Here is a 22,138-nt window from a genome sequence, read left to right on the forward strand (position 1 = left end):
TCTGCGGCATGAAGGATGACGGAAATTTATTCGTCGTCGTATTGTGGCCCAGCATAATTATCAAAACGCGACCACTGACCGTTAAACGTCAGGCGCACCGTCCCGATAGGGCCGTTACGCTGTTTACCAATAATAATTTCGGCGATGCCTTTTAAATCACTGTTCTCGTGATAAACCTCATCACGGTAGATAAACATGATTAAGTCGGCGTCCTGCTCGATGGAGCCGGACTCACGCAGGTCGGAGTTCACCGGGCGCTTGTCCGCACGCTGTTCCAGCGAGCGGTTAAGCTGCGACAGCGCCACCACCGGCACCTGCAGCTCCTTCGCCAGCGCCTTGAGCGAGCGGGAAATTTCGGCGATTTCCAGCGTACGGTTATCGGAGAGCGACGGCACGCGCATCAGCTGCAGGTAGTCGATCATAATAAGACCGATGCCGCCGTGCTCGCGGGCGATACGCCGCGCGCGGGAGCGCACTTCCGTCGGCGTCAGGCCGGAGGAGTCATCAATATAGATGTTACGTTTTTCCAGCAGAATTCCCATGGTGCCGGAAATGCGCGCCCAGTCTTCATCATCCAGCTGGCCGGTACGAATGCGGGTCTGGTCAACGCGCGACAGCGAGGCCAGAGAACGCATCATAATCTGCTCCGAGGGCATCTCGAGACTGAAGATGAGTACCGGCTTATCCTGCAGCATCGCCGCGTTTTCCACGAGGTTCATCGCAAAAGTCGTCTTACCCATTGACGGACGCGCGGCGACAATAATCAGGTCCGACGGCTGAAGACCGGCGGTTTTTTTATTGAGATCGTCATAGCCGGTATTCACCCCGGTGACGCCGTCATGCGGCTGCTGGAAGAGCTGTTCAATACGCGCCACGGTAGCGTCGAGCACGTCGGCGATATTCTTCGGCCCCTCGTCTTTATTCGCGCGGCTTTCGGCAATTTTAAACACCCGGGATTCGGCGAGGTCGAGCAGATCTTCGCTGGTGCGGCCCTGGGGATCGAAACCGGCTTCGGCGATTTCATTCGCCACGGAGATCATTTCGCGTACCACCGCACGTTCGCGGACGATATCGGCATAAGCGCTGATGTTCGCCGCGCTTGGCGTATTTTTCGATAATTCCGCCAGGTAGGCGAAGCCGCCGACGCTGTCCAGCTGCCCCTGACGCTCCAGCGATTCGGCGAGCGTAATCAGGTCGATCGGGCTGCCCGATTCCTGCAGGCGCGCCATTTCGGTGAAAATATGGCGATGCGGACGGGTATAAAAATCTTCCGAAACAACGCGCTCGGCAACGTCGTCCCAGCGTTCGTTATCCAGCATTAAACCGCCCAACACCGACTGTTCCGCTTCAATCGAGTGCGGCGGGACCTTCAACCCATCGAGCTGATAATCACGCTCGCGGGGTTCAGTCTGTGGTTTGTTGAAGGGTTTATTTCCTGCCATAGTGAATGGAGTTACCGAGATAGTGAATGGGTCGAAAGATTACCACATTTCTGGAGGAAGCATGGCAACACGAATTGAATTTCACCAGCACGGAGGGCCTGATGTTCTGCAAGCGCTGGAGTTCACGCCGAAAGATCCCGCAGAGCACGAAATTCAGGTAGAGAACAAGGCCATCGGCATCAACTACATTGATACCTATATCCGCAGCGGCCTCTACCCGCCTCCGTCATTGCCGAGCGGTCTGGGTACCGAAGCCGCTGGCGTAGTAAGCAAAGTCGGCAGCGGCGTGAAACATATCAAAGCCGGCGATCGGGTGGTCTACGCGCAATCGGCGCTGGGAGCCTATAGCACCGTCCACAACGTGCCCGCGGATAAGGCCGCCATTTTGCCGGACGCGATCTCTTTCGAGCAGGCGGCAGCCTCATTCCTGAAAGGGCTCACGGTCTATTACCTGCTGCGGAAAACCTACGAGATCAAAGCGGGAGAGCCGTTCTTGTTTCATGCGGCGGCCGGCGGCGTCGGGCTCATCGCCTGTCAGTGGGCCAAAGCGCTGGGCGCGAAGCTGATCGGTACCGTCGGCAGCGCGCAAAAAGCTGAACGCGCCAAACAGGCCGGCGCCTGGCAGATCATTAACTATCGCGAAGAGAATATCGTCGAGCGCCTGAAAGAGATCACCGACGGTAAGAAAGTCCACGTGGTTTATGATTCCGTCGGGAAAGATACCTGGGAAGCTTCCCTTGACTGCCTGCAGCGTCGGGGGCTGATGGTGAGCTTCGGCAACTCCTCCGGCCCGGTGACCGGCGTCAATCTCGGGATCCTCAATCAAAAAGGTTCGCTGTACGTCACCCGCCCTTCTCTGCAGGGCTATATCACCACGCGTGAAGAGCTGACGGAAGCCAGCAACGAGCTGTTTTCGCTGATCGCCAGCGGCGTGATAAAAGTGGATGTCGCGGAGAGCCAAAAATATGCGTTAACCGACGCCAGACGCGCGCATAAGGTGCTGGAAAGCCGGGCGACGCAGGGGTCAAGTTTGCTCTTGCCATAGTAATGGCTTTTCCCTGAATAATTCGGGCTACAGGAAGATGGTAAGTGAATGAATCCCCGGGAGCTTACAACAGTAAGTGACTGGTGTGAATGCAAGCAACCAACGCCCCTGTAGCCTGAAGTATGACGGGAAAAGAAGAAAAGTTTAGGGCTTCCACATGGGAAGCCCTTACTTTTTTTGTTCGGCTGTATGTAGGGTACAGCACGATGAATTCGTTAACCCGCTAATAGTGACAGATTTAATAAGCAAAGCCTACGCTGTTTTATGCAAAAATCTTCAGGTTGTGACATACCGCTCAATACCTTAGTAGCGCCAGCGGTTATTAGCGCGATAACGGTTCTCGGTTGGTGATTTTATCGCCCGAATCACCCAAACCACGGCAACGGCCAGCAGCAGCCACGGCAGCAGTTTAATCATTAACGCAAACAGACCGCCGACAAACATCAGCGCGGTCGCGACGACAATCGCGGCAATAATACCCAGCAGTGAAATGCCGGTGACCAATAGCATGACAAAAAAGCCAATAACGAATAAGAGTTCCAGCATCGTCTTTCCCCTAAAGAAGTTTTATCTACCTTACCGGATATTACAAAAATCGTGCCAAATATAAGTTATTGAATAATAACAAAAACGCCCGGCACGATACGTGCAGGGCGTGGTGAATTTGACCAGGTTTTAGTGAAAAACTAACGCTTGTCGGCAACCAGTTTCAGCGCCTGTTCCAGCACGTTGATGTCCGCCCCGGCTTTATGCGCATTTTCGCTCAGATAGCGACGCCACTGGCGCGCGCCGGGGATCCCCTGAAACAGCCCGAGCATATGGCGCGTTACGTGTCCCAGATAAGTACCGTTGCTAAGCTCGCGTTCGATATAGGGATACATCGCCCGGACCACGGAAACCGGGTCAGCATCGATGCCTTCCACGCCGAAAATTTCCCGATCCACCGACGCCAGAATGCCTGGATTCTGATAGGCCTCGCGGCCCACCATCACCCCGTCCATATGCGCAAGATGTTGTTTTGCTTCTTCCAGCGACTTAATGCCGCCGTTAATAGCCATGGTCAGATGCGGAAAATCACGCTTCAGCTGGTAAACGCGCGGATAGTCAAGCGGCGGGATCTCGCGGTTCTCTTTAGGGCTCAGCCCCGAAAGCCACGCTTTGCGCGCGTGGATGATAAACATCTCGCACTCGCCTTTCCCGGATACCGTTTCGATAAAATCACACAGAAACGCGTAGCTGTCCTGGTCATCAATGCCGATACGGGTTTTCACCGTGACCGGGATCGACACGACGTCGCGCATGGCTTTAATACAGTCTGCCACCAGCTGCGCGTTCCCCATCAGGCAGGCGCCAAACATACCGTTCTGCACGCGATCGGACGGGCAGCCAACGTTCAGGTTAATTTCATCGTAGCCGCGCGCCTGCGCCAGCTTCGCGCAGTGTGCCAGCGCAGCCGGATCGCTGCCGCCGAGCTGCAGGGCGACCGGATGCTCTTCTTCGCTGTAGGCCAGATAGTCGCCCTTGCCGTGAATAATCGCACCGGTGGTCACCATTTCGGTATACAGCAGCGTGTGGCGCGACAGCTGACGCAGAAAATAACGGCAGTGTCTGTCGGTCCAGTCGAGCATCGGCGCGATGGAAAAACGGTGAGCGGCGAAAGCAGTAGGCGTTGAGTCTGACATCATGGCGAATAAATAAGCATCCGGGTAAAAAGGGGCGCTACTATAGCACAAAGATAAACCACTGGCGCATAGCGTCGGCGCGCACCCTTTCCATCCCGCAACAAATGCTATTTTTTCCGCGGCTTACCGTCGTGAGGACCAAAAAACTGCGGCGGATGGTCAACCCAGCGATCCTGACGCGTGGCGGCATAGCCGGGGTTAAGCGGGTAGTAGATGCGATTAAATTTCTTATTTGCCTCGCCAACGACTAACAGGCGAACCTCCTGCTCGGTGTTATTGAGGAAGGTGTGGCAAATGCCGGTTCCGGCAGGAAAACCGACGCTATCCCCCGGCTCCAGCTTCCAGAGGTAGCCGTTAATCCATACTTCCGGATAGCCTTCCAGCACGTAGATAAACTCTTCTTCATCGCTTTCCGCATGCGGGTAGGAGGTACGACGCCCGGGCGGCAGGCGTTCATGGTGGATCCCCAGACGATTCAGCCGCAGGCCCCGCGCCAGCGGCGCGCCGATGGAGAAAAGCTCAGTACTGTCGGGATAGGTGGAATCATCCACGCCTTCCAGTTCACGCCAGTGTCGAATGCAGTCAGGTCGTTTCATCGTTTTCTCCCGAAAATGAGATGCATCAGGTATAGCATAAGGTGGCAAGGTTGAGCGACCCCAGGAGCTCGGCTGGGACGAATTGGCGCAGCCAGCGCGCAGGTAACGTGAAGTGTGACCGGTATAGCCCGCCGGGTCTCGGCGTTTCACCGGTATCGTGATAAAGTAACAGTTTCAGATTCACGCAACCAGAGGACGCTCATGGATAAGACCACTTCGCAACAAATGTTAGCGCATGCTGAAAAGCTGTGCGCGCAGCGTGGCGTGCGCCTGACCCCGCAGCGCCTTGAAGTATTGCGTTTGATGAGCCTGCAGCAAGGAGCAATCAGCGCCTACGATCTGCTCGATCTCCTTCGTGAAAAAGAGCCTCAGGCAAAACCGCCGACGGTATACCGGGCGCTGGAGTTTTTACTGGAGCAAGGGTTCGTACATAAGGTGGAATCCACCAATAGCTACGTACTGTGTCACCTTTTCGACCAACCGACCCACAGCTCGGCGATGTTTATCTGCGACCGCTGCGGCGGCGTCAAAGAAGAGTGTGCGGAAGGCGTCGAAGATATTATGCATACGCTGGCGGCAAGAATGGGATTCGCCCTGCGCCATAACGTCATTGAGGCTCACGGCCTGTGCGCCGCCTGCGTCGAGGTTGAATCCTGCAGTACGCCGGGCCACTGCCACCACGACCATACCATCCAGATCAAAAAGAAAGCCCGCTGAGGCGTTAGCCGCAGCGGGAATCAAGGGTGTATACCCGTCATACTTCAAGATGCATGTGCGTTGGCTTTGTTACCCGGCCTGCGGCCTCGCCCCTCCGGGGCCAGCGCAAGCGCTGTTCAAAGCACGAGTGCCTTGTCCTGCAACTCGAATGATTTAGGGTATAAATCGTTAGGGCAGGCAATAGTAAGGGGTTAAAACACGGCGTTTTCGCTACCAGCGATAGTCGTTTTTGGTTTCCCAGTCGGTCACTTCTTTCTCTGCCTGGTCTTTGGCGTAACCGTAACGTTCCTGGATTCTGCCCACCAGCTGGTCGCGTTTGCCTTCAATGACGGTCATGTCATCGTCGGTCAGCTTGCCCCATTTTTCTTTCGCTTTACCTTTGAACTGTTTCCAGTTACCGCCGATTTCATCTTTATTCATCATGCATTCCTCATCGTTCGGTTATCGTTCGGTGAATGAACAGCCCGCTGTGTGCCGGACATGATTTAACTATAGATGAGTATTCTGAGTAAGATTTATTATTCGGAATCTTTAACCATCAGATGCACAAAATGCATTACGAAAACCAGGTACCGCGCTGCCAGTGGCGCCGCCAGATAACCGCCAGGGAAGCGCCGCGCAGGGCGAGAAATACCGTCAGCGCCAGCCAAAGCCCGTGGTTACCGAGCGTTGGTACCGTCAGCAGCGTCAGGGCAAACCCCGCCGCCGCTACCGCCATGCTGTTGCGCATCTCCGCACCGCGCGTCGCGCCGATAAACATACCGTCGAGCAGGTAGCACCAAACACCAATGACCGGCAGGATCATCTGCCAGACCAGATAGCGATCGGCCAGCTGCTGCAGCGAAGGCAGCGAGGTCAGCAAAGCGATAATCTGCTCACCGGCAAGGCCGTAAATCAGCGCAAACGCCAGCGCCACCATCCCTGACTGGCGGCAGGCCGCGTGCCAGACGGCAAGCAGCTGGCTGTCGTCGCGCGCGCCGTAGGCCTGCCCGGAGTGCGCCTCAACGGCGTAGGCAAAACCGTCCAGCGCATAGGCGGTAAAGGTCAGCATCGTCATGAGGACCGCATTGACCGCGACGACATCGGCGCCGAGGCGGGCGCCAAATACCGTCACCGCCCCGAAGCAGAGCTGTAGCAGCAGCGAACGCAGCATGATGTCGCGATTCAGCGCCAGCAGGCGGCGTATATCGCCGCGCCAGGCATTTTTCAGCATCGACAGGGAAACGCCGCGCAGCGCCAGCACGCGTCTCGCCATCAGCAGACCAATAAAGAAAGTGACGTATTCTGCGGTGACCGTCGCCAGCGCCGCCCCCTGCACGTTCATGTGCAGGCCCATCACCAGCCATAAATCGAGCACGATGTTGAGGACGTTGCCGACCACCAGCAGGATCACCGGCGCTCTGGCGTACTGCACGCCCAGCAGCCAGCCCAGCAGGACCAGATTCGCCAGCGATGCCGGCGCGCTTAGCCAGCGGAGCTCCAGGAAGCGTCTGGCCTGTTCGAGCACGGCTTCGCTACCGCCGACGATATGCAGCGCCAGGTCGATTAACGGCATCCGCAAGAGCACAATCGCCGCCCCGGCGGCCAGCGCCAGGCCCAGCGGCTGCACCAGCGCACGCGCCAGCCGCTGCGGATCTTTTGCGCCAAACGCCTGCGCCGTCAGTCCGGTGGTACTCATTCGCAGGAACAACAGCAGCATAAAGAGGAAGCTGGTCGCCGTTGCGCCAACCGCCACCCCCCCCAGATAAACCGGGCTGTCGAGGTGGCCAATAACGGCGGTATCCACCAGCCCCAGCAGCGGAACGGTGATATTGGAGAAGATCATGGGCAGCGCTAAGCGCCACAGGGCTTTGTCGGCGGCGTTAAAAAGCATGGAGAAAGAGCCCAAATGAGGAAAAACGGCGCAGCATCATGCATCAGGTGATGATGCCGCGAGGTGAAGAGATTACTGCCAGTTGCCGTTGCGGATAACGCCGACGGCCAGGCCTTCAATAGTGAAGCTTTGCTCGCGAAGGTCCACCACGATCGGCGAGAATTCGCTGTTTTCCGGCAGCAGTTCCACGACGTTACCCTGCTTTTTCAGTCGCTTCACGGTAACTTCTTCGTCGATGCGCGCCACAACCACCTGGCCATTGCGCACATCCTGCGTTTTATGGACGGCCAGCAGGTCGCCATCAAGAATACCGATGTCTTTCATCGACATACCGCTAACGCGCAGCAGAAAATCGGCATTCGGCTTAAACATAGCCGGATCGACCTGATAGTGACCTTCAATGTGCTGCTGGGCCAGCAGCGGCTCACCCGCTGCGACGCGGCCAATAAGCGGCAGACCCGTTTCTTCTTCCGTCAGCAGACGAATACCGCGGGAGGCGCCGGAAACGATCTCGATTGCGCCTTTACGCGCCAGCGCTTTCAGGTGTTCTTCCGCCGCGTTTGGGGAACGGAACCCCAAGCGCTGAGCAATCTCCGCACGCGTCGGCGGCATGCCCGTCTGGCTGATATGATCCCGAATGAGATCAAACACCTCTTGCTGCCTGGTCGTTAACGCTTTCATTCCGCCCCCTGGGTGTATATACAGTTATGCTGTGAGTATATACAGCTAACGGTGATTTTGGAACCACATTTCACACAAAAATCAGGAGTTTCTTTCCGTTTTGCGAGCCGCTACGCCAGGCGTTAGCGGTAGTTTGCCCATAAAAGCGTTCCCCACGCGATCAGCGCGATGATAATCGCCAGCAATACCGCCGCCGATCCCATGTCTTTCGCTCGCCCCGAAAGCTCGTGCTGTTCAGGGCCAATACGGTCAACAACCGCCTCAATCGCGCTATTGATAATTTCAACTATCATCACTAGCAGGACCGAGCTAATCAACAGCACCCGGGTGATGGCATCGACGTCTAACCAGCAGGCGATCGCCACGGCAATAACGGCCGCGATGCCTTCCTGACGAAAGGCGGCCTCGTTGACCCACGCCGCCCGGAATCCTTTCCAGGAATACCCTGCCGCTTTAATAATTCGGGTTAACCCAGTGGTATTATTGGCCATCAAACAAACCTTTTTATGTAAATGACGTCAATGAGTGTACGCGTTTGCCGCGTTACAACGGAAATTTTGCGCACTTTCTGTTATTCTTGCGGCGCATTTGCATGATTAACCAGAGGCTTCACATCGTCTATGTCTGGCTGGCAACGAATTTACTATAAATTACTGAATTTACCATTAAGGGCGCTGGTAAAAAGCAAGTCGATTCCGGCACAACCTGCTCAGGAATTAGGCCTGGATACCTCGCGTCCCATTATGTATGTCCTGCCCTACAATTCGAAGGCGGACCTGCTGACGCTGCGCGCGCAATGTCTGGAACATGAATTACCGGACCCGCTGGAGCCGCTCGAGATCGATGGCGGCCTGCTTCCGCGCTACGTATTTATCCACGGCGGACCGCGCGTGTTTACCTATTACACGCCGAAAGAAGAGTCTATCAAGCTCTTTCACGACTATCTGGATTTGCACCGCAACCATCCCGATCTTGACGTGCAGATGGTGCCGGTTTCGGTGATGTTCGGTCGCGCACCGGGGCGTGAAAAAGGCGAGGTGAACCCGCCGCTGCGCATGCTCAACGGCATTCAGAAATTCTTCGCCGTTCTGTGGCTGGGCCGCGACAGCTTTGTCCGTTTCTCGCCTTCGGTCTCGCTGCGTAAGATGGCGGACGAACACGGTACCGATAAAACCATCGCCCAGAAGCTGGCCCGCGTGGCGCGCATGCACTTCGCCCGTCAGCGTCTGGCGGCGGTCGGCCCGCGCCTGCCCGCGCGCCAGGATCTGTTTAATAAACTGCTGGCGTCGAAAGCCATTGCCCGTGCGGTAGAAGACGAAGCGCGCAGCAAGAAAATTTCTCATGAAAAGGCGCAGCAAAACGCTATCGCTCTGATGGAAGAGATCGCGGCAAACTTCTCCTACGAGATGATTCGCCTGACAGACCGCGTGCTGGGCTTTACCTGGAACCGGTTGTATCAGGGCATTAACGTGCATAACGCCGAGCGTGTCCGTCAGCTGGCGCACGAAGGCCACGAGATCGTTTATGTCCCGTGCCACCGCAGCCATATGGACTATCTGCTGCTCTCTTACGTCATTTATCATCAGGGCCTGGTGCCGCCGCATATCGCCGCCGGTATCAACCTGAACTTCTGGCCCGCCGGTCCGATCTTCCGTCGCGGTGGCGCGTTCTTTATTCGCCGCACGTTCAAGGGCAATAAGCTCTACTCAACGGTATTTCGCGAATATCTCGGCGAGCTGTTCAGCCGCGGCTATTCGGTGGAGTATTTCGTTGAAGGCGGGCGTTCGCGTACCGGACGCCTGCTGGATCCGAAAACCGGCACCCTGTCGATGACCATTCAGGCGATGCTGCGCGGCGGTAATCGCCCCATCACCCTGGTGCCGATTTACATCGGCTACGAGCACGTGATGGAGGTCGGTACCTACGCCAAAGAGCTACGCGGTGCGACGAAAGAGAAAGAGAGCCTGCCGCAGATGCTGCGCGGCTTGAGCAAGCTGCGAAATCTCGGCCAGGGCTACGTTAACTTCGGCGAACCCCTGCCGCTGATGGCCTATCTGAACCAGCATGTGCCGGACTGGCGCGAGTCTATCGACCCTATCGAAGCGGTTCGCCCTTCCTGGCTGACCCCGACGGTGAATAATATCGCCTCGGATCTGATGGTGCGCATCAATAATGCCGGCGCGGCTAACGCCATGAACCTGTGCTGTACCGCGCTGCTGGCATCGCGTCAGCGTTCACTGACCCGCGAGCAGCTCACCGAGCAGCTGGAGTGCTATCTCGCCCTGCTGCGCAACGTGCCATATTCAGCGGATGCGACCACGCCTGCGGCTTCGGCCAGCGAGCTGATTGACCACGCGCTGCAGATGAACAAGTTCGAAGTCGAGAAAGATACCATTGGCGATATCATCATTCTGCCGCGCGAGCAGGCCGTCCTGATGACCTACTACCGCAACAACATCGCCCATATGCTGGTGATGCCGTCGCTGTTAGCCGCCATCGTCACTCAGCATCGTCGTATTACCCGCGCTGAAATCCTGCGTCACGTCGAGATGTTCTATCCGTTCCTGAAGGCCGAGCTGTTCCTGCGCTGGGAAAAAGCGGAGCTGGCGGGCGTCGTCGATGCGCTGATCGCTGAGATGCAGCGTCAGGGCCTCATCGCCCTGAACGACGATGAGGTGAGCGTTAATCCGTCTCACGCCCGTTCTCTGCAGCTGCTGGCCGCAGGCGCGCGCGAAACGCTGCAGCGCTACGCCATTACCTTCTGGCTGCTGAGCGCTAACCCGTCAATCAACCGCAGTTCGCTGGAGAAAGAGAGCCGCACCGTGGCGCAGCGCCTGTCCGTTCTGCACGGCATCAACGCGCCGGAGTTCTTCGATAAGGCGGTGTTCAGCACGCTGGTGTTGACCCTGCGTGACGAAGGCTATATCAGCGATACCGGGGACGCCGAGCCGGAAGAGACGTTGAAGATCTACCGCATGCTGGCGGATCTGATTACTTCTGACGTGCGGTTAACGATTGAAAGCGTTACCCAGGATGAAGCGTAACGTTTAAAGAGATGTCCCGGCCTGCGCCGGGCTACCGGACCCTGCGGTTTTGTAGCCCGGCTAAGGCGTTTACGCCGCAAGCCGGGAAACCCACAGCGCTACTGCATATATCCCATCGCCAGGCCGAGAAATAGCACCAGCCCCACGTAATTATTGTTCATAAACGCCTTAAAGCAGGCATCGCGTTCGCGTTTAAATATCAGCTTCTGCTGCCAGGCAAACAGCGCCGCGGCGATAAACAACGACCAGTAGTACTCCCAGCCCAGCCCGCTCAGCCAGCCTACCGCGGCCATCAGACCCAGTACCGCCACCTGTAAAATACCGATGATTAAGCGATCGTTGTCGCCAAAGAGAATTGCCGTCGATTTGATACCGATTTTGACGTCATCATCACGATCGACCATCGCATACTGGGTATCGTAGGCCACCGCCCACAGGATATTGGCGAGGAACATCAGCCAGCAGCTCAGCGGCAGCGATTCGCTGACCGCCGAAAAGGCCATCGGGATCGACCAGCCGAACGCCGCGCCCAGCACGACCTGAGGCAGGTGGGTATAGCGCTTCATAAACGGATATACCCATGCCAGCGCCAGCGCTGCTACCGACAGCAGAATGGTCATGGTGTTCAGGGTCAATACCAGCAGGAACGAAAGCAGCACCAGCACGACAAACAGCGTCCGCGCCTCCTTTTCGCTAACGTCGCCGCTCGGCAACGGGCGACGGGCCGTCCGTTTGACGTGGCCGTCAAACTTGCGATCGGCATAGTCGTTGACCACGCAGCCTGCGGCGCGCATCAGCCAGACGCCGGCGACAAAAACGGCGAGGATCCATAGCGGCGGTATCCCCGGCGTCGCCACCCACAGCGCCCACAGCGTCGGCCACAGCAGCAGCAGCGCGCCAATCGGTTTGTCAGTACGCATCAGGCGGTGAAACGCCAGCAGCTTGTTCTGCGTCAGACTCCACTCCATTTCATTTTCCTCTTAATACAACGGCGATGCAGGCAAAAACAGTTCCGTCAGCAGCAGCGGTTTGCCGCTCAACCGGAGGCGGGAACGACGCCCCCAAAGCTCTGCATGACGACCAATTTCAATAAAATCGCGGGTTAGCGTCGATGACGTGAAGAGATAGCGGCCCAGCGGCGTTTGTCCCAGCTGTTGCAGCGCCAGTTCGGGGCCGCTCAGCGTTGATTCGGGCACTATCGTGCGCCCGGCCAGCCAGGGTTCACCGTTGGCGCAAAGAATGATTTCCCGCAGCCAGTAGCGGGGTTCGCTCGGTAACAGGGACTCCTCACCGGCCAGCGCCTCGCGTCCAACAAAACCTTCGTTAACCATGATGACGCTGACTTTCTTCCCCTGCTGCTCAAAGCGTTTGGTCATTGAGTCTTCCAGCAATAACCAGTCGCGCAGATGCGCATCCAGCGGGGGCATAGCGGCAAAATAATGCAGCGCACGCAGTTGCGTAAGCGCAGGATGTGGCATGCCTGAATCTCCGGTACATAACGTGAAGGTATTGTATCGCAGAATGGGGCATCGAGGGCGGGCAAACGTCAATATACGATCATCCGCGCAACAGCCGTGCAACAGAGGCTGCGGCGCGCTAAAAAAAAGTGCGCCCGAACGGACGCACCTAAAGGCTGTGCCTAAACATCAGCATTGCGGGGAGACGGTCACCCCTTGCCTTTTACACTGCTGATAAAGGTGGAACGAGCAGATTTCGAGCCAAGACGTTCAGCTTCGTTCATCAATTTCAGGGCTTTATCGATATCGCCTTTCGCAACCGCCTGCTTAATGCCGTTGTTGAAGTAGGTTTCGGTATCGTCGAGCATCGGTTCGCTTTTCGCCGCCGGAGCCGGGGCCGGCGCGACAACCGGCGCGCTATAGGCAGGAGCAGCGGTATTACCGACGGTAACGGGCCCCGGACCTGACGAACCAAACAACGGGCCAACCAGCACGCTGGAGCCGGTAGAGGTTTTCACCTTCAGGCTAATGGTACCGTCTGTAACGTGTTTCGCGATGGGATCCGGAATATCCGGCACCGCATTGCCGGTACCTTTGGCGTAAGCCTTCGCCGGATCGATTAATTTAGTGGTCTGCTGCAAATCCTGCGGCGTGGTAAAAACCAGCACATAAATTTTCTGCTGTCCCAGCGCCGGAGTCAGGCGCATTACGCCTTCCAGACGATCTGAACTCATCACTCCCGGTTCAAGATAAGTGAAGTAGCTGCTGGGGAAAAACGCGGATGGCGTCATATTTTGGTCAAGAATCAGCACGTTCGGCGCATATACCGCAGTTTGTTTTTCCACTTCGCTGGTTAACGTAATATTGAGCTCGCCAATATTCGCCGGAACGCTGTATGCGGCGACCGGGCCGCTGATACCGGGGACACTGAGCGTCTGTCCGGCCACGGCGAGCTTTGTCGTCTGCGTTTTAGATTGATCGACCGGAGTCCAGGTCAACTGCTGCAACGCGGAGGCCGGAATCGACGGCGCGGCAGAGGTGTTCTGCGGCACGAAATTAACATCAGCAAAACTGACTGCGGGTACGCAGGCCATCAGGCCGACGGACAGGCAGAGGGCAACGAGACTTTTCTTCATTTTCATTGTTATCACCTCAATTCCGATGGCCGAGCGGTAGCCAGGCAATAGCGCGCTGGGCCTAAGATAGAGGGGCTTGCGCCCCTCTTTTAGTTACGAACGGTCAGGCTCGATTACCACCAGATTTCCATCTGGGCACCGAAGGTCCACTCGTCGCTATCGCCACGGCTAAAGGTTTTAGCGCTGGTGTCGTTATACGCTACGCCGCTATCGTTATAGCCCCATTTCTCATCCCATTTAGCGTACGTTGCGAATACGCGGATTGCCGGACGGGACCAGATGCTGTCACCAGCCTGCCACTGCTGTGCCAGAGTCACTTTATACTGGCTGTTACGATCGCTGGTGCGTTGAGATTTGACGTTGTCGTAGCCGATTTCCATCAGGGTGCTCATGATAGGCGTCCACTTGTACATTGGACGAACGCCGACGGTCCACCACTGGGTACCATTGTTGTTGTCGCGGTCGATATCCTGGTACATACCGACGTACATCAGATCCCAGCTATCGCCCAGAGAGATCGCACCGTGGTCCAACACGCGCCACATAGATCCATCGTTATTAATGCTGCCACCTTGCGGAACGCCTTTACCGCTGGAAGTCATAGAGTCAGTTGCATACTGCAGAACAAATTTGTTAAAGCCTTTCAGCATGCTCTGAGTATGCTCAGCGGTAAGCATCCAGCCGTCTTTGGAAGCGCCCGGCTGCAGAGAATAATCATCAGGGATGTTAGTGTGGCCGTAGTCAACGCCCAGTTCCAGCGTACCACCCGGGTTAGTTTCCAGACCGGCCAAACGCACGTCGAATACATCGTTCGGCACGATATTGTCATAGACGCGATTACCGAACTCGTCGCGATCGGCGAAGGTGCCGGAGCCGCCGGATTCAGAAGAACGCGTTGCTGCCAGAGAGAGTTTACCGAAGCCCAGATCGATGTTTTCAATACCCGCACCAGGACCAGAAATATCCCAGTAGTAGAAGTCGATCATATGAACGTCATGACGCTGGTAGAAGCGCTTACCGGCCCAGATGGTGGAACCTGGCAACCATTCGATCAGGTTTTTACCCTGCACGTTAGCTTCACGGAATGCCGGACTGGTGGATTCCCAGTCGTTCTGCTGTGACACAGAGTAGGCGACGTTGGTATCGAAGTAGAAGCTCTTATCACCTTCTTTCCATACTTCCTGGCCCAGCTTCAGTTCCGCATAGGTTTCACATTCGTTACCCAGACGGTATTTACTTTGAGCGCCGGTTGCCTGGAAGCACTGTTGCTCACCGCCGCTGCCGGTCCAGCCGATACCAGAACGAGCGTAGCCGTGGAAATCAACGGCCAGCGCCTGAGCAGACATAACGCCTGCCGCAACGGCGACCGCCAGTGGAAGTTTGCGCAGAGTAATCATCATTCTATCTCCTGAGATCATTGCTTTTCTTTGAACACTTCACCCTTCGGGCTGCCTCTTTGTTGGCTGCGCTCACTCACCCTGGTCACGTACTTTTGTACGCTCCCAGGGATTCATTCCCTTGCCGCCTCGATGCAGCGCGAATGGTTTTGTGTTTTTTTTTAGTTAGAAGCCCTACACGCCCGGCTCTTTATGCAGCCGACGACAAGCGGTGCCATCCTCACGGAATAAATGGCAGCGCTCCGGCGGCAAACCGATGGCGAATGTGGCTCCCTCTTCTACCAGCACCACGTCGTTCTGGCGGTAAACCAGGTTTTGACGGATGGATGGGATCTGGATATGAATTTGCGTTTCGTGGCCGAGCTGTTCGACCACCTGAACTTCACCTTCGAGGGTGACGTCGGCGATATCGCTGGGCAGCAGATGTTCCGGGCGAATCCCTAAGGACATGTTGGCGCCGACCTGAACGCGGGCGCTGTCCACCGGCAGCCAGACCTGCTGACGGTTCGGCAGCTCCACCTGCACCTGCTCAATGGCGGTAGCGGTGACTTTCACCGGCAGGAAGTTCATCTTCGGCGAGCCAATAAAGCCCGCGACGAAGCGATCCGCCGGGTAGTGATAGAGTTCGAGAGGCTTGCCGACCTGCGCCACGCGACCGGCGTCCAGCACCACAATCTTGTCGGCGAGGGTCATCGCTTCGACCTGGTCGTGGGTCACGTAAATCATCGTGCGGCCAAGACGCTTATGCAGACGGGAAATCTCAATACGCATCTGTACACGCAGCGCGGCATCAAGGTTAGAGAGCGGTTCATCCAGCAGGAACACGCGCGGTTCAGCCACCAGAGTACGGCCAATCGCCACGCGCTGACGCTGACCGCCGGAAAGCGCTTTCGGTTTGCGCTCCAGCAGATGGGCCAGCTGAAGAACTTCCGCCACCTGAGTCACGCGCTGGTTAATCAGCTCTTTTTTGGCGCCGGCCAGCTTCAGGCCAAAAGACATGTTTTCCGCGACGGAAAGGTGGGGGTAAAGCGCATAAGACTGAAACACCATCCCGATACCGCGTTCGGCGGGCGGGACATCATTCATTCGGGTATCGCCAATCAGCAGATCGCCGCTGGTCACCGTTTCCAGCCCGGCAATCATACGCAGCAGGGTGGATTTGCCGCAGCCTGATGGCCCAACAAACACGACGAACTCCCCATCCTGGATCTCGAGATTGATATCTTTTGATACCACCACGTCACCCCAGGCTTTCGTTACATTTCGCAGCTGTACGCTCGCCATGCCCTTCTCCCTTCGTTACAACCTGTCACTTAACGACACATTCAAGATGGGCTGACTATGCGGCATTCATTAGTCTGGTAAATCCTCCACCCCCCGGCTTTTTCATGGGGGAGGAGACGGGAGGATGAGAGATGACGTCTCGCCGCTGGGGGGGGCGGGCAGATGCCGATTTCGTGATGTAGCCTGCAAAATTGGCCGCCTTTTTATGTGCTCCAGGACTCATAACCGGCATTTCTGTAATGGAGATCACACTATCGGGGGATGGGGCGTAGACATGGGGAGGATGGAAAGAGGTTGTTAAAAAAGGAAACTCATCACCGTTAAGCCACTCAAGTGTATCCACGAGCACATCACCAAATAGGACGGGTATATGAAAATCAAAACTGGCGCTCGCATCCTCGCGCTGTCTGCATTGACCACGATGATGTTTTCCGCCTCTGCCCTCGCAAAAATCGAAGAAGGTAAGCTGGTTATCTGGATTAACGGCGACAAAGGCTACAACGGCCTCGCTGAAGTGGGTAAAAAGTTTGAAAAAGACACCGGCATTAAAGTCTCCGTAGAGCATCCGGATAAGCTGGAAGAGAAATTCCCGCAGGTTGCCGCGACCGGCGACGGCCCTGACATCATCTTCTGGGCTCACGACCGTTTTGGCGGCTACGCCCAGTCCGGCCTGCTGGCGGAAATCACCCCGGACAAAGCGTTCCAGGACAAACTCTATCCGTTCACCTGGGACGCGGTTCGCTATAACGGCAAGCTGATTGCCTACCCGGTTGCCGTTGAAGCGCTGTCGCTGATCTATAACAAAGACCTGGTGCCAAACCCGCCGAAAACCTGGGAAGAGATCCCGGCGCTGGATAAAGAACTGAAAGCGAAAGGTAAGAGCGCGCTGATGTTCAACCTGCAGGAACCGTACTTCACCTGGCCGCTGATCGCTGCCGCTGGTGGATACGCGTTCAAGTTTGAAAACGGTAAGTACGACGTGAAAGACGTCGGCGTGGATAGCGCTGGCGCGAAAGCTGGCCTGACCTTCCTGGTCGACCTTATCAAGAACAAGCACATGAACGCCGACACCGACTACTCCATCGCGGAAGCGGCATTCAACAAAGGCGAAACCGCGATGACCATCAACGGTCCGTGGGCGTGGTCTAACATTGATAAGAGCAAGGTTAACTACGGCGTCACCCTGCTGCCAACCTTTAAAGGCAAACCCTCTAAACCGTTCGTTGGCGTGCTGAGCGCGGGTATTAACGCCGCCAGCCCGAACAAAGAGCTGGCGAAAGAGTTCCTCGAAAACTACCTGATGACCGATCAGGGTCTGGAATCGGTTAACAACGACAAACCGCTGGGTGCTGTGGCGCTGAAATCCTTCCAGGAGAAACTGGAAAAAGATCCGCGCATCGCCGCCACCATGGCGAACGCCCAGAATGGCGAAATCATGCCTAACATCCCGCAGATGTCTGCCTTCTGGTATGCCGTTCGTACCGCGGTGATCAACGCCGCCAGCGGTCGCCAGACCGTTGAAGAGGCGCTGAAAGACGCACAGGCTCGTATCACCAAGTAATACGGTTTCCCTTATTTCTTAGGGAATAAGGTTTGTTGAATACGTTGTTACGCGAAATCATCCGCGCTACATCAAGGCGGCAAGGATGCAAATCCCCAGGCGCTTACATCAGTAAGCGACTGGGGTGCGCATCCACAGCCAACGAAGAGGTAGCGCGAAGGATAAAGTGTAAAGAGGATGATCCCCATGGATGTCGTGAAAAAGAAACACTGGTGGCAAAGCCCGCAGCTCACATGGTCTGTGATCGGCTTGCTGTGCCTGCTGGTGGGTTACCTTGTTGTTTTGATGTACGCCCAGGGGGAGTACCTGTTTGCCATCATGACGCTGATTTTGAGCTCGGTTGGCCTGTATATTTTTTCCAATCGCAAGGCCTACGCCTGGCGCTATGTTTATCCGGGTCTCGCCGGGATGGGGCTGTTCGTCCTGTTCCCGCTGATCTGCACTATCGCTATCGCTTTCACCAACTACAGCAGCACTAACCAGCTGACCTTCGAACGCGCCCAACAGGTGCTGATGGACCGCTCCTTCCAGGCGGGCAAATCCTACAACTTCGCGCTTTATCCGGCGGGAGATGAGTGGAAGCTGGCGCTGACCGACGGCGAAAGCGGCAAAAACTATCTTTCCGACGCCTTTAAATTCGGCGGCGAACAGAAGCTGGCCTTAAAAGAGGCTGACGCCCTGCCGGAAGGCGAGCGCGCCACGCTGCGCGTGATTACGCAAAACCGTACCGCCCTGAATCAGCTGACCGCCGTGTTACCGGATGAAAGCAAAGTCATTATGAGCTCCCTGCGTCAGTTCTCCGGTACCCAGCCGCTGTACTCGCTGGCCAGTGATGGCACGCTGACCAACAACCAGAGCGGCGTGAAATACCGTCCGAACGCCGAGGTCGGTTTCTATCAGGCGATGAACGCCGACGGTAGCTGGGGCAGCGAAAAGCTCAGCCCGGGCTACACCGTGACCATCGGCTGGGATAACTTCACTCGCGTGTTCCAGGATGAAGGCATCCAGAAACCGTTCTTCGCGATTTTCGTCTGGACTGTGGTGTTCTCCGTTCTGACCGTGATTCTCACCGTTGCGGTCGGCATGGTGCTCGCCTGTCTCGTCCAGTGGGAAGCCCTGAAAGGTAAAGCGATTTACCGCGTACTGCTGATTCTGCCTTACGCCGTACCGTCGTTTATCTCGATTCTGATTTTCAAAGGGTTGTTCAACCAGAGCTTTGGTGAGATCAACATGATGCTCAGCGCGCTGTTCGGCATCAAGCCGGCCTGGTTTAGCGACCCGACCACCGCGCGTACCATGATTATCATCGTCAACACCTGGCTGGGCTATCCGTACATGATGATCCTGTGCATGGGCCTGCTGAAAGCGATTCCTGACGATTTATATGAAGCCTCGGCAATGGATGGCGCTACACCGTTCCAGAACTTCTTCAAAATTACGCTGCCGCTGCTGATCAAGCCGCTGACGCCGCTGATGATCGCCAGCTTCGCCTTTAACTTTAACAACTTCGTGCTGATTCAGCTGTTGACCAACGGCGGGCCGGACCGGCTCGGCACCACCACGCCGGCGGGCTACACCGACCTGCTGGTGAGCTATACCTACCGTATCGCCTTTGAAGGCGGCGGCGGTCAGGACTTCGGCCTCGCGGCGGCTATCGCCACGCTGATCTTCCTGCTGGTAGGCGCGCTGGCGATTGTTAACCTGAAAGCCACACGTATGAAGTTCGATTAAGGGAGATAACGATTATGGCTATGGTTCAACCCAAATCTCAGAAGCTGCGTTTATTAACAACGCACCTCCTGCTGCTGATTTTTATCGCGGCGATTATGTTCCCGCTGCTGATGGTCATCGCTATCTCTCTGCGCGAAGGGAACTTCGCCACCGGTAGCCTGATCCCCGAAAGTATCTCCTGGGAGCACTGGCGGCTGGCGCTCGGCTTCAGCGTCGAACACGCTGATGGTCGCGTCACGCCGCCCCCCTTCCCGGTACTGCTGTGGCTGTGGAACTCCATCAAGGTGGCAGGCATTACCGCCATTGGCATCGTCGCGCTTTCTACCACCTGCGCTTACGCTTTTGCCCGCATGCGCTTCCCGGGTAAAGCAACGCTGCTGAAAGGGATGCTGATTTTCCAGATGTTCCCCGCGGTGCTGTCGCTGGTCGCGCTGTATGCCCTGTTTGACCGACTCGGCCAGTACGTGCCGTTCGTCGGCCTGAATACCCACGGCGGCGTCATCTTCGCCTATATGGGCGGTATCGCGCTGCACGTCTGGACGATCAAAGGTTACTTCGAAACCATCGATGGCTCGCTGGAAGAAGCGGCGGCGCTGGACGGTGCGACCCCATGGCAGGCTTTCCGCCTGGTGCTGCTCCCGCTGTCGGTACCGATTCTGGCGGTGGTGTTTATTCTGTCGTTCATCGCGGCGATTACCGAAGTGCCGGTGGCCTCCCTGCTGCTGCGCGATGTGAACAGCTATACCCTTGCGGTCGGAATGCAACAGTATCTCAACCCGCAGAACTATCTGTGGGGCGACTTTGCCGCCGCGGCGGTGCTCTCCGCCATTCCGATTACCGTGGTGTTCCTGCTGGCCCAGCGCTGGTTGGTTAACGGCCTGACGGCTGGCGGAGTGAAAGGTTAATTTTTTTGTAACACCTGCCCCAAATTTCAGAGGAGGGATGACGGTTTTGCGGTAATACGCGACCCCAACCGGGTATTACCGCTGTCGCCCTCAGCTGAAAAAGTAAGGCAAATGCCACTGCTATCCTCAACTGGACCCTACATAAATTCTATTTGTGACTGTTGGTCAGCGGCCCTGGAGGCCGCTTTTTTTATTCGCGCTTCAGACGGTTGGAGTTACACAGCCAGAGCGTTATCACCAGAATCAGGATCGCCGCGGAGTAAATCAGCACCGCCATAGGCGACTCATGATCGATAATGATCAGGCGGACGATTGCGGTGATGCCAATATAGACAAAGTAGCGCAGCGGGAAGTGAAATCCCGACTCAAAGTACTTCACTATCAGCGCGATAAACTCGAAATAGAGGAAGTAGACCACCAGCCCTTCCACCAGCTTGTACTTGCTGACAGGCTCCGGGGTGAACAGGACGTGCGCCAGATGCAGCGTCTCCTTTCCCAGAAATACGATCAGAATGACCCCCAGGCACAGCAGGCCAAGATTCAAAACAGTTTGCATTGCGGTTGCAATAAAACTCACCAACGGACGATAAACCGGCGGCATAGGTACACCTCATCATCATGATTTCCTGTGACCTGTATAACGCAAAAATGTGATCCAGATCTACATTTATGAGACCCTGCTTTCCACGACTTACCTTTCTCATCTCCGACGAAATACGTAAAAAGAGAAATTTTTACTTTCGGCAACGCTGTGAGGTAGTTAACTAAATCCCTTTTTATGTTCAAAAAACAGAATATAAATACCCGTCAAATCAGTTAATTAACCATAATAAGATCACAATTTTACAATATTGTAATAAGCGAATATTTTTCTCTTTCGGGCATAAATTACGCCCGCATTAGAGTAAGTTTTTCCTTAGAAATTGACTTAGCATATTCGCAGATTAATAAACCCACGTTAGCGGAAAGATATAAAACATGACTACTAAACACTCATCCCTGTTTATAAACTGGCTAAAAAAAGAAGTGGCCCCGGCATTAGGCTGCACGGAACCCGTTGCTATTTCTTTTACCGCTGCTTACGCTGCGAAACATTTAGATACGGCTTGTCAAAATATTAGCGGTTTTATTTCTGCGAACCTGTACAAGAATGCGATGGGCGTAACTATTCCGGGCACTTCCGTCAGCGGGGTGGCGCTCGCCGCTGCGATCGGCGCATTTGGCGGCGATGCGGATAAAGGTTTAAAAACGCTGGAAGGAATTACCGAACGGCATGTTGAATTAGCCCACGAGTTAATTGCCGATGGCCAGGTCAATATTAGCGTGAAAGACACCCCTGATTTTATTCATCTGGATCTGACGCTAACGGGCGGCGAAAAGAGCTGCCGCGTGGTGGTCAAGGGCACGCATACCAATATCGTTGAGCTGTATATTAATGGCGAAGCGCAGGTGTTGGCGGACAAACAGAGTACGGTAACGCAGCAGGAAACATTAGCAACCTTTTCGCTTGCCGAGGCCTTTGATTTTATTAGCGAGGTCGAATACGCCGACATCGCATTTATTCTCGAAGCCGCCCGGCTCAATTCA

Annotated in this window: 20 protein-coding genes and 1 pseudogene; 7 read left to right on the plus strand and 14 right to left on the minus strand. The window is 55.8% G+C overall.

The genetic code is table 11. The features are described from left to right. Positions 1-26: 26 nt before the first annotated feature. On the minus strand, positions 27-1,442 hold the full coding sequence (gene dnaB / locus HMPREF1144_RS27575) for a replicative DNA helicase (RefSeq protein ID WP_004097788.1): 1,416 nt from the start codon (positions 1,440-1,442) through the stop codon (positions 27-29). 61 nt (positions 1,443-1,503) lie between these two features. On the opposite strand from dnaB, the gene HMPREF1144_RS27580 reads away from it, so the two are divergent. Continuing rightward, entirely contained in the window at positions 1,504-2,487 is a 984-nt protein-coding gene (locus HMPREF1144_RS27580) for a quinone oxidoreductase (protein WP_009654680.1), read from the plus strand. 303 nt (positions 2,488-2,790) lie between these two features. On the opposite strand, the gene pspG is transcribed toward HMPREF1144_RS27580, so the two are convergent. The 3 genes from pspG to HMPREF1144_RS27595 form a co-directional block, all read right to left on the minus strand. Further along, the gene (gene pspG, locus HMPREF1144_RS27585; protein WP_004097786.1) at positions 2,791-3,033 is read right to left on the minus strand and encodes an envelope stress response protein PspG; all 243 of its coding nucleotides are present in this window, start codon (positions 3,031-3,033) and stop codon (positions 2,791-2,793) included. Positions 3,034-3,173: 140 nt separating this feature from the next. Then, entirely contained in the window at positions 3,174-4,169 is a 996-nt protein-coding gene (gene dusA / locus HMPREF1144_RS27590) for a tRNA dihydrouridine(20/20a) synthase DusA (protein ID WP_032722066.1), read from the minus strand. Positions 4,170-4,276: 107 nt separating this feature from the next. Next, the gene (locus tag HMPREF1144_RS27595) at positions 4,277-4,765 is read right to left on the minus strand and encodes a cupin domain-containing protein (RefSeq protein ID WP_004097782.1); all 489 of its coding nucleotides are present in this window, start codon (positions 4,763-4,765) and stop codon (positions 4,277-4,279) included. Positions 4,766-4,966: 201 nt separating this feature from the next. On the opposite strand from HMPREF1144_RS27595, the gene zur reads away from it, so the two are divergent. Beyond that, positions 4,967-5,482: a zinc uptake transcriptional repressor Zur gene (gene zur, locus HMPREF1144_RS27600; RefSeq protein ID WP_004097781.1), complete on the plus strand. Its 516-nt coding sequence runs from the start codon at positions 4,967-4,969 to the stop codon at positions 5,480-5,482. A gap of 210 nt (positions 5,483-5,692) precedes the next feature. Here zur and HMPREF1144_RS27605 read toward each other — a convergent pair whose 3' ends face one another. The 4 genes from HMPREF1144_RS27605 to HMPREF1144_RS27620 all read right to left on the minus strand — a co-directional run bounded on the left by HMPREF1144_RS27605 (position 5,693) and on the right by HMPREF1144_RS27620 (position 8,527). After that, positions 5,693-5,902 carry a CsbD family protein gene (locus HMPREF1144_RS27605; protein ID WP_004137568.1) on the minus strand — a complete coding sequence of 70 codons (210 nt, stop codon included), beginning with the start codon at positions 5,900-5,902 and terminating at the stop codon, positions 5,693-5,695. Positions 5,903-6,038: 136 nt separating this feature from the next. Continuing rightward, positions 6,039-7,355, minus strand: coding sequence for an MATE family efflux transporter DinF (gene dinF / locus HMPREF1144_RS27610; RefSeq protein ID WP_009654675.1), 1,317 nt, complete (start codon positions 7,353-7,355; stop codon positions 6,039-6,041). Positions 7,356-7,427: 72 nt separating this feature from the next. After that, positions 7,428-8,036, minus strand: coding sequence for a transcriptional repressor LexA (lexA, locus tag HMPREF1144_RS27615; RefSeq protein WP_004097774.1), 609 nt, complete (start codon positions 8,034-8,036; stop codon positions 7,428-7,430). 122 nt (positions 8,037-8,158) lie between these two features. Further along, complete coding sequence (locus tag HMPREF1144_RS27620; protein ID WP_009654678.1) at positions 8,159-8,527, minus strand: diacylglycerol kinase; 369 nt, start codon at positions 8,525-8,527, stop codon at positions 8,159-8,161. A gap of 129 nt (positions 8,528-8,656) precedes the next feature. Between HMPREF1144_RS27620 and plsB the strand changes: the two genes are divergently transcribed. Beyond that, positions 8,657-11,080, plus strand: a complete 2,424-nt coding sequence (gene plsB, locus HMPREF1144_RS27625; protein ID WP_004097770.1) for a glycerol-3-phosphate 1-O-acyltransferase PlsB — start codon at positions 8,657-8,659, stop codon at positions 11,078-11,080. A 98-nt stretch (positions 11,081-11,178) separates the two neighbouring features. Here the strand turns inward: plsB and ubiA are convergent, their stop codons facing one another. The 5 genes from ubiA to malK all read right to left on the minus strand — a co-directional run bounded on the left by ubiA (position 11,179) and on the right by malK (position 16,354). After that, on the minus strand, positions 11,179-12,048 hold the full coding sequence (ubiA, locus tag HMPREF1144_RS27630) for a 4-hydroxybenzoate octaprenyltransferase (protein WP_004097768.1): 870 nt from the start codon (positions 12,046-12,048) through the stop codon (positions 11,179-11,181). A gap of 12 nt (positions 12,049-12,060) precedes the next feature. Continuing rightward, positions 12,061-12,558, minus strand: coding sequence for a chorismate lyase (gene ubiC / locus HMPREF1144_RS27635; RefSeq protein WP_009654674.1), 498 nt, complete (start codon positions 12,556-12,558; stop codon positions 12,061-12,063). Positions 12,559-12,746: 188 nt separating this feature from the next. After that, positions 12,747-13,679, minus strand: a complete 933-nt coding sequence (malM, locus tag HMPREF1144_RS27640; protein WP_004097766.1) for a maltose operon protein MalM — start codon at positions 13,677-13,679, stop codon at positions 12,747-12,749. A 107-nt stretch (positions 13,680-13,786) separates the two neighbouring features. Beyond that, complete coding sequence (locus HMPREF1144_RS27645) at positions 13,787-15,073, minus strand: maltoporin (protein ID WP_004097765.1); 1,287 nt, start codon at positions 15,071-15,073, stop codon at positions 13,787-13,789. Between the two features lie 171 nt (positions 15,074-15,244). After that, positions 15,245-16,354 (minus strand): maltose/maltodextrin ABC transporter ATP-binding protein MalK, encoded by a 1,110-nt coding sequence (gene malK, locus HMPREF1144_RS27650; protein WP_004097762.1) that lies wholly within the window; start codon positions 16,352-16,354, stop codon positions 15,245-15,247. 370 nt (positions 16,355-16,724) lie between these two features. On the opposite strand from malK, the gene malE reads away from it, so the two are divergent. The 3 genes from malE (at position 16,725) to malG (ending at position 20,551) form a co-directional block, all read left to right on the plus strand. After that, positions 16,725-17,915 carry a maltose/maltodextrin ABC transporter substrate-binding protein MalE gene (gene malE, locus HMPREF1144_RS27655; protein ID WP_004097760.1) on the plus strand — a complete coding sequence of 397 codons (1,191 nt, stop codon included), beginning with the start codon at positions 16,725-16,727 and terminating at the stop codon, positions 17,913-17,915. Positions 17,916-18,101: 186 nt separating this feature from the next. Further along, complete coding sequence (gene malF / locus HMPREF1144_RS27660; RefSeq protein WP_004097758.1) at positions 18,102-19,646, plus strand: maltose ABC transporter permease MalF; 1,545 nt, start codon at positions 18,102-18,104, stop codon at positions 19,644-19,646. 14 nt (positions 19,647-19,660) lie between these two features. Then, positions 19,661-20,551 carry a maltose ABC transporter permease MalG gene (gene malG, locus HMPREF1144_RS27665; protein WP_004109572.1) on the plus strand — a complete coding sequence of 297 codons (891 nt, stop codon included), beginning with the start codon at positions 19,661-19,663 and terminating at the stop codon, positions 20,549-20,551. 190 nt (positions 20,552-20,741) lie between these two features. Here malG and psiE read toward each other — a convergent pair whose 3' ends face one another. After that, positions 20,742-21,152 (minus strand): phosphate-starvation-inducible protein PsiE, encoded by a 411-nt coding sequence (gene psiE, locus HMPREF1144_RS27670; RefSeq protein ID WP_004097754.1) that lies wholly within the window; start codon positions 21,150-21,152, stop codon positions 20,742-20,744. A 377-nt stretch (positions 21,153-21,529) separates the two neighbouring features. Here psiE and HMPREF1144_RS27675 point away from each other — a divergent pair. Further along, positions 21,530-22,138, plus strand: a pseudogene (locus tag HMPREF1144_RS27675) (serine dehydratase subunit alpha family protein); the annotation flags it as partial.

Origin of the sequence: Klebsiella sp. OBRC7, from assembly GCF_000293135.1 — a bacterium.
In the GTDB taxonomy this organism is placed as follows: Bacteria; Pseudomonadota; Gammaproteobacteria; order Enterobacterales; family Enterobacteriaceae; genus Klebsiella; species Klebsiella michiganensis.

Excerpts from the sequence above, each read along its gene's own strand:
- psiE (WP_004097754.1), bottom strand. The coding sequence starts at position 21,152 with ATGCCGCCGGTTTATCGTCCGTTGGTGAGTTTTATTGCAACCGCAATG.
- malE (WP_004097760.1), top strand. The coding sequence starts at position 16,725 with ATGAAAATCAAAACTGGCGCTCGCATCCTCGCGCTGTCTGCATTGACC.
- HMPREF1144_RS27645 (WP_004097765.1), bottom strand. The coding sequence starts at position 15,073 with ATGATGATTACTCTGCGCAAACTTCCACTGGCGGTCGCCGTTGCGGCA.
- HMPREF1144_RS27620 (WP_009654678.1), bottom strand. The coding sequence starts at position 8,527 with ATGGCCAATAATACCACTGGGTTAACCCGAATTATTAAAGCGGCAGGG.
- pspG (WP_004097786.1), bottom strand. The coding sequence starts at position 3,033 with ATGCTGGAACTCTTATTCGTTATTGGCTTTTTTGTCATGCTATTGGTC.
- lexA (WP_004097774.1), bottom strand. The coding sequence starts at position 8,036 with ATGAAAGCGTTAACGACCAGGCAGCAAGAGGTGTTTGATCTCATTCGG.
- malF (WP_004097758.1), top strand. The coding sequence starts at position 18,102 with ATGGATGTCGTGAAAAAGAAACACTGGTGGCAAAGCCCGCAGCTCACA.
- malG (WP_004109572.1), top strand. The coding sequence starts at position 19,661 with ATGGCTATGGTTCAACCCAAATCTCAGAAGCTGCGTTTATTAACAACG.
- dnaB (WP_004097788.1), bottom strand. The coding sequence starts at position 1,442 with ATGGCAGGAAATAAACCCTTCAACAAACCACAGACTGAACCCCGCGAG.
- malK (WP_004097762.1), bottom strand. The coding sequence starts at position 16,354 with ATGGCGAGCGTACAGCTGCGAAATGTAACGAAAGCCTGGGGTGACGTG.
- ubiC (WP_009654674.1), bottom strand. The coding sequence starts at position 12,558 with ATGCCACATCCTGCGCTTACGCAACTGCGTGCGCTGCATTATTTTGCC.
- ubiA (WP_004097768.1), bottom strand. The coding sequence starts at position 12,048 with ATGGAGTGGAGTCTGACGCAGAACAAGCTGCTGGCGTTTCACCGCCTG.
- zur (WP_004097781.1), top strand. The coding sequence starts at position 4,967 with ATGGATAAGACCACTTCGCAACAAATGTTAGCGCATGCTGAAAAGCTG.
- dusA (WP_032722066.1), bottom strand. The coding sequence starts at position 4,169 with ATGTCAGACTCAACGCCTACTGCTTTCGCCGCTCACCGTTTTTCCATC.
- HMPREF1144_RS27605 (WP_004137568.1), bottom strand. The coding sequence starts at position 5,902 with ATGAATAAAGATGAAATCGGCGGTAACTGGAAACAGTTCAAAGGTAAA.
- HMPREF1144_RS27595 (WP_004097782.1), bottom strand. The coding sequence starts at position 4,765 with ATGAAACGACCTGACTGCATTCGACACTGGCGTGAACTGGAAGGCGTG.
- dinF (WP_009654675.1), bottom strand. The coding sequence starts at position 7,355 with ATGCTTTTTAACGCCGCCGACAAAGCCCTGTGGCGCTTAGCGCTGCCC.
- HMPREF1144_RS27580 (WP_009654680.1), top strand. The coding sequence starts at position 1,504 with ATGGCAACACGAATTGAATTTCACCAGCACGGAGGGCCTGATGTTCTG.
- malM (WP_004097766.1), bottom strand. The coding sequence starts at position 13,679 with ATGAAAATGAAGAAAAGTCTCGTTGCCCTCTGCCTGTCCGTCGGCCTG.
- plsB (WP_004097770.1), top strand. The coding sequence starts at position 8,657 with ATGTCTGGCTGGCAACGAATTTACTATAAATTACTGAATTTACCATTA.